General features: G+C 69.8%; 14 protein-coding genes and 7 pseudogenes. 8 read left to right on the forward strand and 13 right to left on the reverse strand.

Features of this window, described 5'->3' with window-relative positions:
• The 3 genes from ABZ281_RS15955 to ABZ281_RS15965 form a co-directional block, all read right to left on the reverse strand.
• A partial coding sequence (locus ABZ281_RS15955; RefSeq protein WP_356655903.1) for a response regulator occupies nucleotides 1-316 on the reverse strand: 316 nt, incomplete at its 3' end.
• Between the two features lie 106 nt (nucleotides 317-422).
• Nucleotides 423-1,295, reverse strand: a complete 873-nt coding sequence (locus ABZ281_RS15960) for a DUF2797 domain-containing protein (protein ID WP_356655905.1) — start codon at nucleotides 1,293-1,295, stop codon at nucleotides 423-425.
• A gap of 72 nt (nucleotides 1,296-1,367) precedes the next feature.
• Entirely contained in the window at nucleotides 1,368-1,757 is a 390-nt protein-coding gene (locus tag ABZ281_RS15965; RefSeq protein WP_356655907.1) for an HGxxPAAW family protein, read from the reverse strand.
• A gap of 98 nt (nucleotides 1,758-1,855) precedes the next feature.
• Between ABZ281_RS15965 and ABZ281_RS15970 the strand changes: the two genes are divergently transcribed.
• Entirely contained in the window at nucleotides 1,856-2,332 is a 477-nt protein-coding gene (locus ABZ281_RS15970) for a MarR family transcriptional regulator (RefSeq protein ID WP_356655909.1), read from the forward strand.
• Nucleotides 2,333-2,383: 51 nt separating this feature from the next.
• On the opposite strand, the gene ABZ281_RS15975 is transcribed toward ABZ281_RS15970, so the two are convergent.
• Together ABZ281_RS15975 and ABZ281_RS15980 are read right to left on the reverse strand one after the other, a co-directional pair.
• On the reverse strand, nucleotides 2,384-2,650 hold the full coding sequence (locus ABZ281_RS15975) for a hypothetical protein (RefSeq protein WP_356655911.1): 267 nt from the start codon (nucleotides 2,648-2,650) through the stop codon (nucleotides 2,384-2,386).
• 157 nt (nucleotides 2,651-2,807) lie between these two features.
• Nucleotides 2,808-3,134 carry a GYD domain-containing protein gene (locus tag ABZ281_RS15980; RefSeq protein ID WP_356655925.1) on the reverse strand — a complete coding sequence of 109 codons (327 nt, stop codon included), beginning with the start codon at nucleotides 3,132-3,134 and terminating at the stop codon, nucleotides 2,808-2,810.
• 144 nt (nucleotides 3,135-3,278) lie between these two features.
• Here ABZ281_RS15980 and ABZ281_RS15985 point away from each other — a divergent pair, with 144 nt between their 5' ends.
• Complete coding sequence (locus ABZ281_RS15985) at nucleotides 3,279-3,974, forward strand: ester cyclase (protein WP_356655913.1); 696 nt, start codon at nucleotides 3,279-3,281, stop codon at nucleotides 3,972-3,974.
• A gap of 577 nt (nucleotides 3,975-4,551) precedes the next feature.
• Here the strand turns inward: ABZ281_RS15985 and ABZ281_RS15990 are convergent.
• Both ABZ281_RS15990 and ABZ281_RS15995 read right to left on the reverse strand, forming a co-directional pair.
• A pseudogene (locus tag ABZ281_RS15990) lies at nucleotides 4,552-4,962 on the reverse strand (transposase); the annotation flags it as partial.
• 110 nt (nucleotides 4,963-5,072) lie between these two features.
• Nucleotides 5,073-5,402, reverse strand: coding sequence for a hypothetical protein (locus ABZ281_RS15995; protein WP_356655915.1), 330 nt, complete (start codon nucleotides 5,400-5,402; stop codon nucleotides 5,073-5,075).
• On the opposite strand from ABZ281_RS15995, the pseudogene ABZ281_RS16000 reads away from it, so the two are divergent.
• A pseudogene (locus tag ABZ281_RS16000) lies at nucleotides 5,308-5,569 on the forward strand (IS1380 family transposase); the annotation flags it as partial. The gene ABZ281_RS15995 and the pseudogene ABZ281_RS16000 overlap by 95 nt on opposite strands.
• On the opposite strand, the gene ABZ281_RS16005 reads toward ABZ281_RS16000, so the two are convergent.
• The 3 genes and pseudogenes from ABZ281_RS16005 to ABZ281_RS16015 form a co-directional block, all read right to left on the reverse strand.
• Entirely contained in the window at nucleotides 5,570-6,427 is an 858-nt protein-coding gene (locus tag ABZ281_RS16005; protein ID WP_356655917.1) for a methyltransferase domain-containing protein, read from the reverse strand.
• A gap of 154 nt (nucleotides 6,428-6,581) precedes the next feature.
• Nucleotides 6,582-7,502 (reverse strand): annotated as a pseudogene (locus tag ABZ281_RS16010) (alpha/beta hydrolase); the annotation flags it as partial.
• 27 nt (nucleotides 7,503-7,529) lie between these two features.
• Nucleotides 7,530-9,194 carry a LuxR C-terminal-related transcriptional regulator gene (locus ABZ281_RS16015; protein ID WP_356655919.1) on the reverse strand — a complete coding sequence of 555 codons (1,665 nt, stop codon included), beginning with the start codon at nucleotides 9,192-9,194 and terminating at the stop codon, nucleotides 7,530-7,532.
• A 122-nt stretch (nucleotides 9,195-9,316) separates the two neighbouring features.
• Here ABZ281_RS16015 and ABZ281_RS16020 point away from each other — a divergent pair.
• Nucleotides 9,317-9,506 (forward strand): annotated as a pseudogene (locus tag ABZ281_RS16020) (ISAzo13 family transposase); the annotation flags it as partial.
• Nucleotides 9,507-9,514: 8 nt separating this feature from the next.
• Here the strand turns inward: ABZ281_RS16020 and ABZ281_RS16025 are convergent.
• A pseudogene (locus ABZ281_RS16025) lies at nucleotides 9,515-9,613 on the reverse strand (IS5/IS1182 family transposase); the annotation flags it as partial.
• Between the two features lie 34 nt (nucleotides 9,614-9,647).
• Nucleotides 9,648-10,463 (reverse strand): annotated as a pseudogene (locus ABZ281_RS16030) (helix-turn-helix transcriptional regulator); the annotation flags it as partial.
• Nucleotides 10,464-10,576: 113 nt separating this feature from the next.
• On the opposite strand from ABZ281_RS16030, the gene ABZ281_RS16035 reads away from it, so the two are divergent.
• The 3 genes and pseudogenes from ABZ281_RS16035 (at nucleotide 10,577) to ABZ281_RS16045 (ending at nucleotide 12,382) form a co-directional block, all read left to right on the forward strand.
• Nucleotides 10,577-10,819, forward strand: a complete 243-nt coding sequence (locus ABZ281_RS16035; RefSeq protein ID WP_356655921.1) for a hypothetical protein — start codon at nucleotides 10,577-10,579, stop codon at nucleotides 10,817-10,819.
• A gap of 207 nt (nucleotides 10,820-11,026) precedes the next feature.
• A pseudogene (locus ABZ281_RS16040) lies at nucleotides 11,027-11,469 on the forward strand (hypothetical protein).
• A gap of 70 nt (nucleotides 11,470-11,539) precedes the next feature.
• On the forward strand, nucleotides 11,540-12,382 hold the full coding sequence (locus tag ABZ281_RS16045) for a protein kinase (protein WP_356655923.1): 843 nt from the start codon (nucleotides 11,540-11,542) through the stop codon (nucleotides 12,380-12,382).
• Nucleotides 12,383-12,517: 135 nt separating this feature from the next.
• On the opposite strand, the gene ABZ281_RS16050 is transcribed toward ABZ281_RS16045, so the two are convergent.
• Nucleotides 12,518-12,745 carry a hypothetical protein gene (locus ABZ281_RS16050; RefSeq protein WP_356655929.1) on the reverse strand — a complete coding sequence of 76 codons (228 nt, stop codon included), beginning with the start codon at nucleotides 12,743-12,745 and terminating at the stop codon, nucleotides 12,518-12,520.
• Here ABZ281_RS16050 and ABZ281_RS16055 point away from each other — a divergent pair.
• Nucleotides 12,659-12,952, forward strand: coding sequence for a hypothetical protein (locus ABZ281_RS16055; RefSeq protein ID WP_356655927.1), 294 nt, complete (start codon nucleotides 12,659-12,661; stop codon nucleotides 12,950-12,952). The genes ABZ281_RS16050 and ABZ281_RS16055 overlap by 87 nt on opposite strands.
• The last annotated feature ends 63 nt before the right edge of the window (nucleotides 12,953-13,015 follow it).

Genomic DNA, 13,015 nt, shown 5'->3' on the forward strand with positions numbered 1-13,015 from the left:
GGTCCTCGACGGCGTCCTTGGCGGTGAGGAACAGCACCGGCACGTCCGGCAGTTCCCGGCGCAGCCGCCCGAGCACGGCCAGCCCGTCCATGTCCGGCAGCATCATGTCGAGGACGACCGCGTCGGGCCGGAAGTCGCGGGCTGCCTGGACCGCGCCCGTGCCGTCACCGGCACTCCGGATCTGCCATCCCTCGTAGCGCAGGGCCATGGACAGCAGCTCGGTGATCGACAGCTCGTCGTCCACCACAAGCACGCGGACGGGGCTCCCGTCCGGCCTGAGCAGTTCGGTGCGCCCCTGGGGCGAGGTCGTGGTCATGTGAACACGATGTCGGGGACCTCTGAGAGCGCCCTTTCGACAACCTGTGATTTCCCTGAGAAACACACAGGCGCTTCTCAGGGAACTCCTGGGAAGCCCGCGCGGATCAGAACAAGCCGTCCTGCACGCCTGCCGCCTCCTTGAACTGCCTGACGGGCACGGTCAGTTCGTCTCCCGTGGCGGGAACCAGCCCCCATCCGGTCATCAGCCGCGTGTCGAGCACGACGACCCCGCCGCCGGTGGCCAGGTGCAGATCGGGCCCGGCGGCCGCGACCAGCTCCCCGCCGACCGCGCCCCCGGGCACGAGCTCGCTCACGCCGCCGAGGGCGACGGGCACGTGCGCCAGCCCGAACACCGCGACGTGATCGACGACCCGCAGCGGCTCCCGGACGAGCGACTCCGGCCACGCGGGAAGCGCGACCGCCCGTTCATGCAGCTCGGCGACCTCTCGGGCCCGGTCGGCGGCGGTCTCCGGCAGCCCGGCCCGCACCGCCCGCTTCTCGGCGTACGGAATCCGGTCGGGCACCCGCAGGGCGGCCCTGAGCAGCTCCTCCGTACGCCGCGCGGCCATGAGCGGCCCCACGCCGAGCCAGCTGAAGCAGACGGCGCCCTGCTCGAGCAGCCGGGCGGAGCCCCGCTCCTCGGCGGTGATCCCGACCTTGACCATGCCGGGTCCGAACCACGCGAGATAGACGTGGTACGGCCGGGGATCGTCGGCGATGGTGTCCGCCGCCACGGAGTGCGCCCGGTCCAGCCGCGCACACTCCTCGCACCGCGCCCCCGTACTCCGCCCCGGAACGGCCGCACCCACCGGGCACGCGTGCCCCCGAGCCCCCACGCAGATGCGCGCGCCCCCTTCCGCGACCCCGAAGGCCACACGCTTCCCCCAGGTCAGCGCGCTGCGCCGCCCGCCGTCCCACACCAGCACGGGACCATCCGCCGACCACCGCAGCCCCGAGCACTTCCATGCCTGTGCCATCTCTGCCGAGCGTAGGGGGCACCACTGACAGCGGGAGGGCGGCCGGTGGGGAACGGCCGGTGGGGAGCAGCCTCAGCGCACGGAGTCGGCCCCGGCCGCGGCGACGGTCCCCGGCTCGCTCTCGCGCTGAGCCGGCCCGACCGGCACCACCGCAGACGCGCCGCGCCCCCGCCCGGCCAGCCGGCACGCCAGGCACTCCGCGTGCCCGCCCGGCGCCGCCGAGTCCCGCACCCGCCACCCCCACTCCCCCCGCGGCCGCAGGCCCGGCCCCTTGCCCCACCCGGCGAGATGCAGGGCCCAGGTGACGAGCAGACTCACGAGTCCGATCGCCGCCCCGCCCGCGATCAACACACCGGAGACGGTGCAGACCCCCAGCCCCGCCACCCCGGCCCCGACGGTGGCGATGCCGCATCCGACCCAGCCCGCGACCGTATGCCCGTGGTCATACTGATGTGCACTCACGTGTCACTCCCCCGCACCCGAGGGCTCCCACTCGCCCGAACCCCTCACCTGCTAAGACTTTTACAGCCCAAACATCTCACGAACTAAGGGACCTGGGAATGCAAGCGAAGCCGCGGCCGGCCGCCACCCCGGAGCAGGCGCTGTCGGCGATGGACCAGCTCATCGCGACGCACCTGGTCGGACAGCACGAGATCGCCCAACAGGTGGGCCTGAGCGTGACCGACCTCACCTGCTTCGCCTACGTCATCGAGGCCGGCGAGAACCTCCCCACGGCAGGCGATCTGGCGGCCCGCGTCCATGTCACCACCGGCGCGGTCACCGGCATCCTCAACCGCCTGGAGCGCGCCGGCTACATCGCCCGCCACCCCGACCCCGCGGACCGGCGCCGCATCCGCGTGGCGGCCCAGCCCGAGGCGGTCGCCCGCGTCCGCGAGGTCTACGAGCCGTACTACGCGCGCCTCACCCACCTCTTCGCGGACTACTCCCCGGACGAGATCGCGGTCCTGCACGACTGGTTCACCCGCGCGAGCACACTGGCGGCGAACTACCTGAAGGAGCACTGCCGCACGGACTGAACCCGGGCCGGGCCCCCGGGCCGAGCAACTCGCCTGCCGGGCCCTTTGCTCCTACCTGGGTCGTTGTGAGTGCCGGTTCGACCGTCGACGCACGGTGAAGACGCAGGCGAGCATGCCGAGTCCCCAGGCGATCAAGAGGGCGCCCCACAACGGCATCGTCACGAGCGGCACGAGAAGGCGGATCTCCACACTCGAACGGTTCTCAAAGATGAAGATCAGAGCGACCGCGGTAATCAGAACGAACGGTACGGCGCGACGGACACCGGGGCGGGAAAGGAACGGTGTGCGCGCTTTGTGGTCTGGGCCGGTCCGAGCCATGGAGTACCTCTCCATCACATTGCCCCCACACCCAGCGTCCCCTTCCGGGAAGCAGCACGCCACCGACGACACCGAAGGCCCGGGGCGCTCCGAGGCCCGCTTCTCTGCTGCACCGCAGCCTGACGACCGAACGCGGATGCCGCAATGATCCGGACCGCTACGCGCCAGGGGCCCTGTAGTGAACCTGCCCGGCTGCCCGCATGGCCTCCATCGTTTCACCGACGGTCAGGAGAACCGTCGTCTCGAACGAGCTGATCGCGCCACCCCCGCTGATCGCCAGCGCGACCGCGGCCATGGACACGTTGTCCGGGGCCTCCCACAGGCTGTAGCCATCGTGCGCGCCGAAGGCGTACCAGAATCCGTGGAGCTTCCCGCCGACGGACTCGATGTACGCCTGAGCGGCTTGGGCGCGGTCCTCGGGGTGGCTGATCAGCCTCGCCCATGCCTCCGGGGTGTAGCTGAACGTCGTCAGATAGAGCGGCATCATGTCTCCCTTTCGCTCCGTCCGGGGGGGCGCCGTCTGCCGTCGGGGTCCGGCGCACGGGAAGCGATCACTCATCGGGACAAGAGGTACAAATCCAGCATATTCTGAAGAAGTTGGCAACGCTCCGACTGTGCGGGAGGCGTCATGACATTCGTCCAGGTCATCGACTGCAAGACCAGCAGGATCGATGAGTTGAACAGACTGATGGACAGCTGGGTCGAAGCGACGCAGGGCAAACGGACAGCCACCCATTCGATCGTCGGCCGGGACCGCACCGACTCCACGCACGTCGTGGAGATCGTGGAGTTCCCCTCGTACGACGAGGCGATGGAGAACTCGCGACTTCCGGAGACCGACCGGATCTTCCAGGAGCTGGTGGCGGCCTGCGACCAGGAGCCCACCTTCACGGACCTCGACGTCCTCCGGGACGAGCAGTTGAACAAGATCGTGGTCCGCAACTTCTTCGAGGAAGTGGCCAACAAGAGGAACTTCGACGCGCAGGACACGCTCTGTACGCCCGACTACCAGGAGCACGACCCGATCCTGCCGACGGGCGTCATCGGGCTGGAGGAGTCCAAGGCCGGGAACCGGCAGCTCCACGCGGCGCTCGGGCCGGTGGTGACGGTCGAGTCCCTGATCGCGGAAGGTGACCAGGTGAGCGCGCGGTTCTCCTTCAAGGGCCGTCACACGGGTGAGTTCCTGGGGATCGAAGCCACGGGCCGGGATTTCTCGACCACCGGTCAGGCGACGTTCCGCTGTGAGGAAGGCAGAATCGCGGAAAGCTGGTGGAACACCGACGACCTCGGTCTGCTGCGGCAACTGGGCATCATCGAGGCCTGAGTTTCCACCGGGACTTCGACTCATCGGCAGCGGGCGTTGAGCGTGCCGACCGCTCGAACATGCACAAGCGCATGCAGTCCAGGCAAAGGCCAGAGCCCCTGAGAGACGCTCTCCGTATCGCCGAGAGCCGAGGCCGGCGGCTGAACCACCCGGACCAGTCCTCAGCGGCAGCAGTACTTCGCTGCTGTACACCCTCGAACGCAAGAGGCCCCGGATCTCTCCGGGGCCTCTCACCTGTGTGCACTCGACAGGATTCGAACCTGCAACCTTCTGATCCGTAGCATCGGGCAGGGTGTCGTGCTGGATGAGCAGCGGTCGATCCCTCTGTCAGTACGATCACGGGGAAGGTAAGCAGCATTTGCCCCCCGTTTCTTGTCCAGTTCAAGCTCGCAGAGCCGAGGATCGGGTGACACGAAGCCGCGCCCTTACGTCTGCGAGATTCCAGACCACGGGCACGCCTGCTTCACGCATTTCGATGACGGCCCGAATTATGTACGAATATCAACCGCCGAATCAATCCAGTCGGCATCTGCACCAACGTCACAGCATCCGGTTCGCCGCACTGAGTCTTTGCCGCGATGAGATGAATCTTCGACCTCATTTTGCCGCGGTCGGTCGGATTCGGTCCCGTCAGCGGCCACCCGTTTACTGCCCGCAGGCTCACCGAGTCGATCGCACACCGAGAGCAGCCCAGCTCTCCACGGCCTCCCAGCTCGTCGAGGACCAGGCGGTGCAGCTTGGTCCAAACGCGGGCTTCGGTCCAGTGCGTGAAGCGGCGATGGGCGGTCTGCCATGACGCCCCGAACATGGGTGGGAGCTGCCGCCATGTGCAACCAACCAGATGTGCCAACGAACAGAATCGCGGCCAGGACTCCGCGATCGTCATCCCTCGGACGTCCACCGCCCTGCGGACGCACTGGCGCCTCGGGCATCACTCGAAAAAGAGCTCCCACAACCTGTCTGGCACCAGCTGCGGCACCAAATCCAGGCCATGACAACGAGGGCCCCGGCCAACCGTCGCCAGAAGGAGTGCTCGACGCCGGCACGAACGATTCCCGGCGAGCATCTTCAAGAGGCATGACCGTCATGGCTGACTACCTACAGGCCCTCTTCGCCATGCTCGGCCCAGGAGAGGATCGCTACGCCGACCCCGCGGCCTGGCTCAGCCTGGAGGAGGAACTCGGCAGGACGTTTCCGGCGGACTACAAACAGATCGTCGACGCGCGCGTTCGTGGCCTGGCTTGCGAAACGCGGGCGGTGGCTGTCGCATTCGGTCGGCATGACCGTCACCGACGCAATCCACCAGGCCGTACTCAAGGTGCCGCTCGTTGCATGGACGCCGGCCGTCGAGCCCCACGGAGACATCCGCGACGGGGCCTGGGGAACCGAACTCACCGGCGGCACGCTCGACGGCCGGCCGAAGGACATTCGGCTGATCGTAAGGAAGGAACGACCCTGCCCCGGTGCCCAGTTGAGGATTGCGGACGCCGACGGCATGCGGAGGCACGTGCTTCGCCACCCACACCACCGGCCAACCCATCGCCGGGCTCGAACTCCGCCACCGCCTGCGGGCACGGGCCGAGGACCGCATCCGACTACGGGACCACGCCCGTGCCGATGTTCAGCTGCGCGTGCAGGACGGCTCCCGGGCCGCCGCCGGAGCGTTCGCGGAGCATGCCGTCGAGGATCTGCCTGACCTCGACGGCCTGCGACTCGGTGAGGTCGGCGAGCCACGCGGCGCCGATCGGGTTGCTGCCGCGGAGCGTGTCCAGGAGCTCGGCGGCGGACGCGAAGGACATGTCCACCGTCGCCTGCCGCACGGCGACGTCCCGCAGTCCCGCGTCCCGCAGCTCCGCCGTGAACCGGTCCGGGTCAGCAAGCCGGAACGGCAGCGGGGGCGGGTCGGCCGGCAGCGGTACGAAGCCCGGCACGGCCGCCTTCAGCGCGCCGATCGTCCAGCCGATGAACTCCACGTGTTGCGGCAGGGCGAACGCGGCCACCAGCACCGTGCCGCCGGTCCGGGTGGCGCGTGCCATCTCCGTCAGCCCGCTGTGCAGGCCGGGAAACAGGGACACGCCGTTGAGGGACACGGACACGTCGAACGTGTCGTCGTCCAGCTCCAGGCGCTCGCCGTCCATGACGAGCGCGCGGATCTCGGTCTCTGTCAGGCCCTCGTCGTGGGCTCGCTGGACCAGGCGGTCCACCATCGTCGGCGCGATGTCCACAGCGACTACCTGTGCTCCCCGCCGCGCCGCCGGGAGAGCGAGAGCACCGCTCCCGGCGGCCACGTCCAGCAGCCGGGTGCCGGGTCCGACCCGTACGGAGGACAGGATCTCGTCGGCGAACAGGAGCGAGCGCGGCGTGATGTGGCGGTCGAACGCGGGGGCGAGGGCCTCCCATGCGGCGCGGATCTGGGCCTGGGTGGGCGCTGGGTGTTGGGTGGGGGCGGTCATGACCGTGCTCCTTTCCTCTCGTGCTGTCTCTGTCCGTGCGTGCACCGTCCGTCCCGTGCTTGCCTAGTGCCGGGGCCGGGAGCGCGGTGCGCAGCGCGGCCACGAAGGCGTCCGGGTGTTCGAGGTTGGAGTCGGCGCCGCAGTCCTCCAGGATGTGCAGCGGCCAGCCGTGCCGTTCGGCGGCGCGCTCGGCGAACCGCAGCCGCGTCTCGGGGTCCCGCCGACCCCAGATCAGTGTCGTGGGAACGTCGATGCGGTCGAGATCGGCGTCTGGGATGGACGGCATGCCGAGGTGTTTCATCAGGGCACGGCCCGCAGCCTTCGGGCCGGGCGCGCGGGCCCTGTCCAGCGCGTAGTCGGCGATCCGGTCCCAGCACTCGCCCATGTCACGCTGGACCCCGTCGAAGTCGACCATGCACCGGTTCAGCATGCGGTCCCGGCTGCGTTCCGTCGCGTGCATCTGGAAGGCGGCCACGGTGAGGGCGAACCGCGGCTCCGGCCGGAACGGGCCCAGGCCGAAGGCGTCGGCGAGCACGAGTCCCGCGAGGCGCTCGGAGTGTTCGGCCGCGAACCGGGCCGCGGCCGCGCCGCCGATGTTGTGCCCCACCAGGACGGGTGGAGCGGCACAGGTGTCGTCGACGAGCGCCGTCAGCCACTCGACGGCCCGGTCGGCGGTGGGTGGGCGGCCGTCCTCGATCTCGGACGCGCCGTGCCCCGGCAGGTCCGGAACGACCAGCGAGTAGCCGTCGACCAGCTTCGGGATCACCCGGACCCAGGAGAAGCAGGTCTGGCCGATGCCGTGCAGGAGCACGACGGGCGGTCCGCTGCCGCCCTCCAGGACGGTGGTCGACACACCGGCGAGGTCGCGCCGGTGCTCGATGAGGGGGATGTCCGCGAGCAGATGCCGTCTGGCGTCCTGTGCGGTGGCTGTGCTCATCGCTGCCTCCTCCACTGACCCCTTCGTTCTACGAGGAGTCTCCGTCCGGCGGCGCGCGTGCCGCATCGGGCGAATCACGCAGATCCGGGCAGGTGCGCGGCGTGGGTCGAACCACCCATGCGCGGAGGCGGAGCCCATCTGGAGGCGCAGCCCAGCTGTGCAGGCTCAGCGTGTGAGGTCGTGCTCGTAGGCGTACGCGGTGGCCGCGGCCCTACTGGAGACGCCCAGTTTCGTGAACATGTTGCTCAGATGGCGGGCCACGGTCTTCTCGCTGATCACGAGCGTGGCGGCGATCTCCCGGTTGCTGGCGCCCCCGGCGACGAGCCGCAGCACCTGCGCCTCGCGGGAGGTCAGCCCGCCGGGCAGCGGGGGCCGTGCCGCCCGCTCGGACCGCGCTCGCACGCGGGCCAGGTCAGGAGCGGCGCCGAGCTCTTCGAAGACCGTGCGGGCGGCGTCCAGCTCCAGCCCGGCCGTGTCGTGGTCGCCGAGCAGCGCGCACGCCTCGGCCATCGAGACGCCGACCCGCGCCGCCTCGTACGGGACCCGCAGCTCCTGCCACAGCGCTCGGGCGGCGTTCAGGGCCTGCCAGGCGCCGGACGCGTCACGTTCCGCGAGCAGGAGCGTGCCGTCCGCGCCCGCGGCGACCGCACGCAGATACGCCGATCCGAGGTCGTCCGCCGCCTTTCCGAGCTCGTCGGCGGCCTCCCGGGCGCCGCTCGTGTCGCCGGTGGCCAGCCGAATCTCGACGTAGGCGGCGAGGATCCGGACGCGCCGCACCCGGTCGCCCTCGGTCTGCGCCGCGACCCTGCGCACCGCCGCGTCGGCATCGGCGGTACGGCCCTGGGCGAGCCGCAGCAGCGCCAGGCCGGGCTGCGGCGGGCAGCCCCATCGTTCGGCCTGCCGGTAGGCCTCCTCGGCGTGCGCGAATTCACCGCGCAGCCGGAGCAGTTCGCCCCGCTGGTACTGGGCCATGCCCAGCGCGGGGTCGGAGTCGCGGTCTGCCATGTGGGCACAGGCCTCACGTGCCTCGGCCAGCGCGTCGGACCACGCACCGCGCAGCTGCATGACCTCCGAACGGTGCACCAGACACTGGCCGCGGTAGGGCTTGAGGCCTGGTTGTCCGTCGCACCAGCGGCTGAGCGTGGCCGTCCACTCCGTGGCGCGCCGCACGTCGAACGCGTCCCGGCTGGTGAGGATCACCGCGCAGTAGACGATGCCCGCGGTGACCGGGGAGACCTCTCCGGCCGTCACGCCGACCATCGCCTCGTCCAGGAGCGCCGTACCGCGCACCACGTCCCCGGCGCCGATCAGCGCCTGGCCCTGGCCGAGCGTGCCGAACGCGGTGAGGTCGGGGTCGCCGAACCGCGCGGCGATCCTCTCGACGTCGGCGCACGTGGTGCGGGCACGGTCGAAGTCCCCGGTCCCGAGTGCCTGCACCCCGCGGGGCACCAGGAGATAGCCACGTTCCACGCAGTCCGCGCCGGACTCCTCCAGCAGGCGTCCCGCGCGGCTGAACCAGCCGCCCGCGCGCGAGTGCTCGCCGAGCAAAGCCAAGGTCAGGCCGAGCCAGAAGGCGCACCGTACGGCGCGGCCGGTCGCGCCCTCGGCGCGGAAGGCGAGCCAGGCCCGCTCCCAGGCGGCGTAGGCCGGTTCCTCGTGCCCGACCAGGTACGCGGCCGTGGCCAGGTGCTCCGTGTCCTCAGCCGGGAGCGGCGCTCGCGCGTCGGCGGCGGACAGCCGGTCGTAGGCCTGGGGCCAGTCCCGGCGGCGGTACGCCGCGCGGCCTTCCGCCAGCCCGCCACGGTCTGCGGCCGCCGTGGGTTCGGCCATCGCGCGCTCCTCGGGACGGATGGGGTCTGTTTCCCACCGTAGGCGCGTCGGTTCACTTGTGCACTGCCCGGTGGGCGGTGTGTGCGTTCTGTTTCGGTGTGGGGCGGCGCGGGGTGGGGGGGGCGATCCGGCGCTGGTGGCCGGCCCGTGGCCAGCACGATCTACCGCCGCGCCCGTCGGCTGCTGATCACCGCTGACGGCGGGGGCTCCAACGGCTACCGCACTCGCGGCTGGAAGACCCAGCCGCCCGACCTCGCTGCCGAGACCGGCCTTGAGATCACGGTGTGTCACCCGCCGCCCGGCGCCTCGAAGGCCCCGTGCAGTTCAGCGAGCAGGAGGCGGTGCAGCGCCTCGAAGACACCGGCCTCGTGCCACCGGCCCAGCCGACGCCGACAGGACTGACCGGAGCCGAAACCCAGCTCCGGCGGCGGCAGTTGCCAGCTGACGTCGTTGTAGTGCTGACCGAGCCTGGTCCTGGGCGGCGGTCACGAGTGCCAACGAGTCCGCGGGCTTGTCCTGGTAGGTCGCCTGCAAGCTCATGCAGGCGACGACGTTGACCATGAACTGCCGGTCGTCGATCTCCTTCGCCGGTTGCAGGGCCTCGGTGAAGTACGCGCGGGCCTGGTTGTACTGGCGGGCGTCGAAGTAGGTCCAGCCGGTTAGGCGGGCCAGCTCGGCCGCGATGCCGTACAGGCCGTTCTGGATCGACGGCGGTCGGCTCTCCTGCAAGAGTCCGACGACATAACGGAGCTGGCCGACGATGGCGGGCCGCAGTGCTTCGCCACCGTGCTGATCGTCCCGTCGCCAGTAGTCCTCGATCGAAGAGCGGAAAGCTTCAAGCGTGGCCTTGTTCAGACTGGTTCGCGTGGCCAGCGCCAAGATGCTGTCCACATCGGGACCTGGCAGCGACGCGGGGGCCTGCTGCTCCGGCTCCGACATCTGGGGCGCTTCGCGCTCATCGACCACGAGGGCCTGCGGCGTCTCCCACTGTCGGCGGGCAAGCCCGAGCATGTCTCCTGGGATACGCAAGCCGTCTGAGATTCGCTCGATGACATCCATGTGCTGCAAGTGGCGTCGGCCCGCCATGACTTCGCCCACGCGGCTCGGCGTCAGATCACAACGCCGGGCGATCATCGACGGGTAGATCCCTGCCCTGACCTTCACCGGCCGGAAGACTCTGGCGAAGTCCCGGACCCGACACGCATCGATCATCTCGGGATCGGTGAGCAGCCTGGCCGGCAGTTCCTGCGGCCGGTCCGGGTCGGGCATCGGCAAGCTCCCACACTGCGAGGGCTACGCAACGTCGCTGGTTCTCTACTTCCCGCGATGTTACCCAAGTTGGGTAATCAGCCTGACCTTTTGGCGGCGGCCCTCCGATCGCGATGCTCGTGTGCATGGCGAGCAACCAGCAGACCAGACCAGGCATCGGTGAACTGGCGAAGGACACCGCCAAGGGACGTATCGGCATCGTCATGGGTGAGCTCGGCGGCCGAGTGCAGATACGGCCTATCGGCGGCGGCCGGGAGTGGGACGCCATGCCGGACATGGTGGTGCAGCCGAGTGCGCGGGAGAAATTGAGCGCACGCCTGACCATCAGGAACGGCAACAGCAGGGACGGGCTGTGACGCGCGCCATCGGCCGATACGCGGGAGTCCTCTTCATCATCATGATCAGCGGGTCGTGCGGCCTGGTGATCGGCATGGCTCTCGCTGTCGGCCAATAGACCGGCCGCCCCGGACGGGTGCTCACTCCCCGGTTCCCCCACCCCCGTTCGGGGCGGCCTCCCAATTCCGTAAGTGCCACGCTCCACTATCCAAGAAGGGAGTACTCGCATGACGGCAACGGCGAACGACCAGAGGACCGGCCGCGCGGTGGCTGGCGAGGAGCTGTTCCAGAGCCTCGCCCACTTCGTGGTCGTCCACAACGGGCAGTCACCTGAGCGTGCCGAGCGGATCGCGGACCAGGCGGTGGCCTTCGTGGTCACCGCAGCCACCGCCATCGTCCCCATGGTCCCGTCGGACGACGTGGACCTGGGCCTGCACGCGCTCATCCTGCACACGAAGGAGTACGCCGAGCTGTGCGACCGGCACGCGGGCCGCTTCCTGCACCACAACCCGAAGCCCGGTGGCGGGGCCCGCGACCGAAGCAGGTCGCCGCTTCGGCACGCGCCATGAAGACGGCCGGGTTCATGGTCTTCGATGACCTGTGGACCGTGAACGGCACGAACCTTGCCCAGTGCGACTCCGACTGCGGCCGCCCGTACGGCCAGGCGTAGCACAAGACAGCAGCGGCGCGGCCGGCCTCGACGCGTGGTCGGCCGCGTTCGCCCGGAAGGAGAACAGACGTTGTCCGGCTCACCCTCTGAACTGCCGATCGTGGTGCTCGACGCCCTCATGCCCACGTCTCAGCGCCTGGTCCTGAACCGCCGGGGCTCCATGGTCTGGGAGGTGCAGAGCCATCGAGGTCACTACGCCGTCAAGGCCGGCTATCCGATCGAGGCTACGGCCGACTGGCCTGCCCAGCCCTGGACCGCCCTCGCGCCCGCACGTGAGGGTGCCGTACTGCATCGCCTCGGCTTCGACGACTTCGCGTACGGAGAGTGGGAGGGCGGAACGTGGAACTTCCAGCCGTGGCATGAAGGGCCGGACCTGTACCGGCTGTGGGAGCCCTGCCGTGGCAACGGCGCGTCCGTCGCACCGCACGCCGGCGTGGCGCTGGGTTGTGTCGAGGCCCTGGCCGAACTGCACGCCAAGGGTTGGGCCCACGGCGACGTGCAGCCCGCCCACTTCATCGTCGGGCCGGAACGGACGCATCTGATCGACCTGGCTCTAGCCCGAGGCGGACACGTCCCCGAGGGGTACGACTTCCCGTTCCGCGGCTGCCTCGTCCACTACGAAGCACCGGAGATCGCGCGCAGCGTGCTCGCCACGGGTGAAGCCGAGCCCACGCCGGAAGCCGACGTCTACGCCCTCGGCGCCTCCCTGCTGATCTCGGCCACTGGTTGGCGGGCTGTCGACTATCCGGACGACGCTCCGCGCCCCGTCCAGAGAGAGGCCGTGGCCAACGGCAGACGCCGCCCCGTCAAGGCGCCCGGTGAGCTGGGCGAGTTGGTCGAAGCCATGCTCAGCCATGCTCCCGAAGACCGGCCGACCATCTACGAGGTGGGTAAGGCCCTGAGCTGCCTCTAGAGCCTCGTTCGCCCGGCGGCGCTCGCATAACCAAGACCAACAACAAGAGACCGGACCACCCCTCAACCTGGACAGCATTCCGGGTTCCCCTCGGACCGGACCGTGCTCTTCCTGCTGGTGATCCCGCGGGCCGCCCTACAGCACGCAGTGCGTGAAGACGAGCTGCCCGGCAATGTGGCCCGGAACGTGGAGCTGAGCATGGGAACGAAGCGCGAGATAGAACCGCTCACGGTCAAGGAGGGACGTCAGCTTCTCGCGGCGTCCCGAGACAACCGACTGTGGGCCGCGTACGAGCTGGCGGTTCGCATCGGCCTGCGGCGCTGTGAGCTGCTGGGGCTGCGCTGGTCGGACGTGGATCTCCATGAAGGCGTCCTTACCGTCCGGCAGGCCCTACAGCGGGTCGGAGGTGAACTGCTGATCGTCGAGCCGAAGACTCAGCGCTCTGCCCGTCGCGTGGCCCTGCCGTCCTGGACGACGCGCTTGGGCTGGACGAGTCGGATGAGGAATCCAGCAGCGAGCAGGAGCAGGAGCAGGCCACCGAGGAGTGATCGGCGTCTCTGGCCGCGTTGATGTCAGCCGTTGACGACAAAGGCCCCCAGGGATGATCCCAGGGGGCCTTTGACCTGTGTGCAC

It is taken from the genome of Streptomyces sp. NPDC006265 (assembly GCF_040613555.1).
Lineage (GTDB): Bacteria > Actinomycetota > Actinomycetes > Streptomycetales > Streptomycetaceae > Streptomyces.

Bases quoted from the DNA above. Each gene is read 5' to 3' on its own strand.
- ABZ281_RS15975 (WP_356655911.1), bottom strand. From the start codon at position 2,650: ATGGCTCGGACCGGCCCAGACCACAAAGCGCGCACACCGTTCCTTTCC.
- ABZ281_RS16005 (WP_356655917.1), bottom strand. From the start codon at position 6,427: ATGACCGCCCCCACCCAACACCCAGCGCCCACCCAGGCCCAGATCCGC.
- ABZ281_RS15970 (WP_356655909.1), top strand. From the start codon at position 1,856: ATGCAAGCGAAGCCGCGGCCGGCCGCCACCCCGGAGCAGGCGCTGTCG.
- ABZ281_RS16050 (WP_356655929.1), bottom strand. From the start codon at position 12,745: ATGGAGATCCACGTCCGACCAGCGCAGCCCCAGCAGCTCACAGCGCCG.
- ABZ281_RS15960 (WP_356655905.1), bottom strand. From the start codon at position 1,295: ATGGCACAGGCATGGAAGTGCTCGGGGCTGCGGTGGTCGGCGGATGGT.
- ABZ281_RS16015 (WP_356655919.1), bottom strand. From the start codon at position 9,194: ATGGCCGAACCCACGGCGGCCGCAGACCGTGGCGGGCTGGCGGAAGGC.
- ABZ281_RS16035 (WP_356655921.1), top strand. From the start codon at position 10,577: ATGCTCGTGTGCATGGCGAGCAACCAGCAGACCAGACCAGGCATCGGT.
- ABZ281_RS15980 (WP_356655925.1), bottom strand. From the start codon at position 3,134: ATGCCGCTCTATCTGACGACGTTCAGCTACACCCCGGAGGCATGGGCG.
- ABZ281_RS15985 (WP_356655913.1), top strand. From the start codon at position 3,279: ATGACATTCGTCCAGGTCATCGACTGCAAGACCAGCAGGATCGATGAG.
- ABZ281_RS15995 (WP_356655915.1), bottom strand. From the start codon at position 5,402: ATGTCCTTCGGCCGGCCGTCGAGCGTGCCGCCGGTGAGTTCGGTTCCC.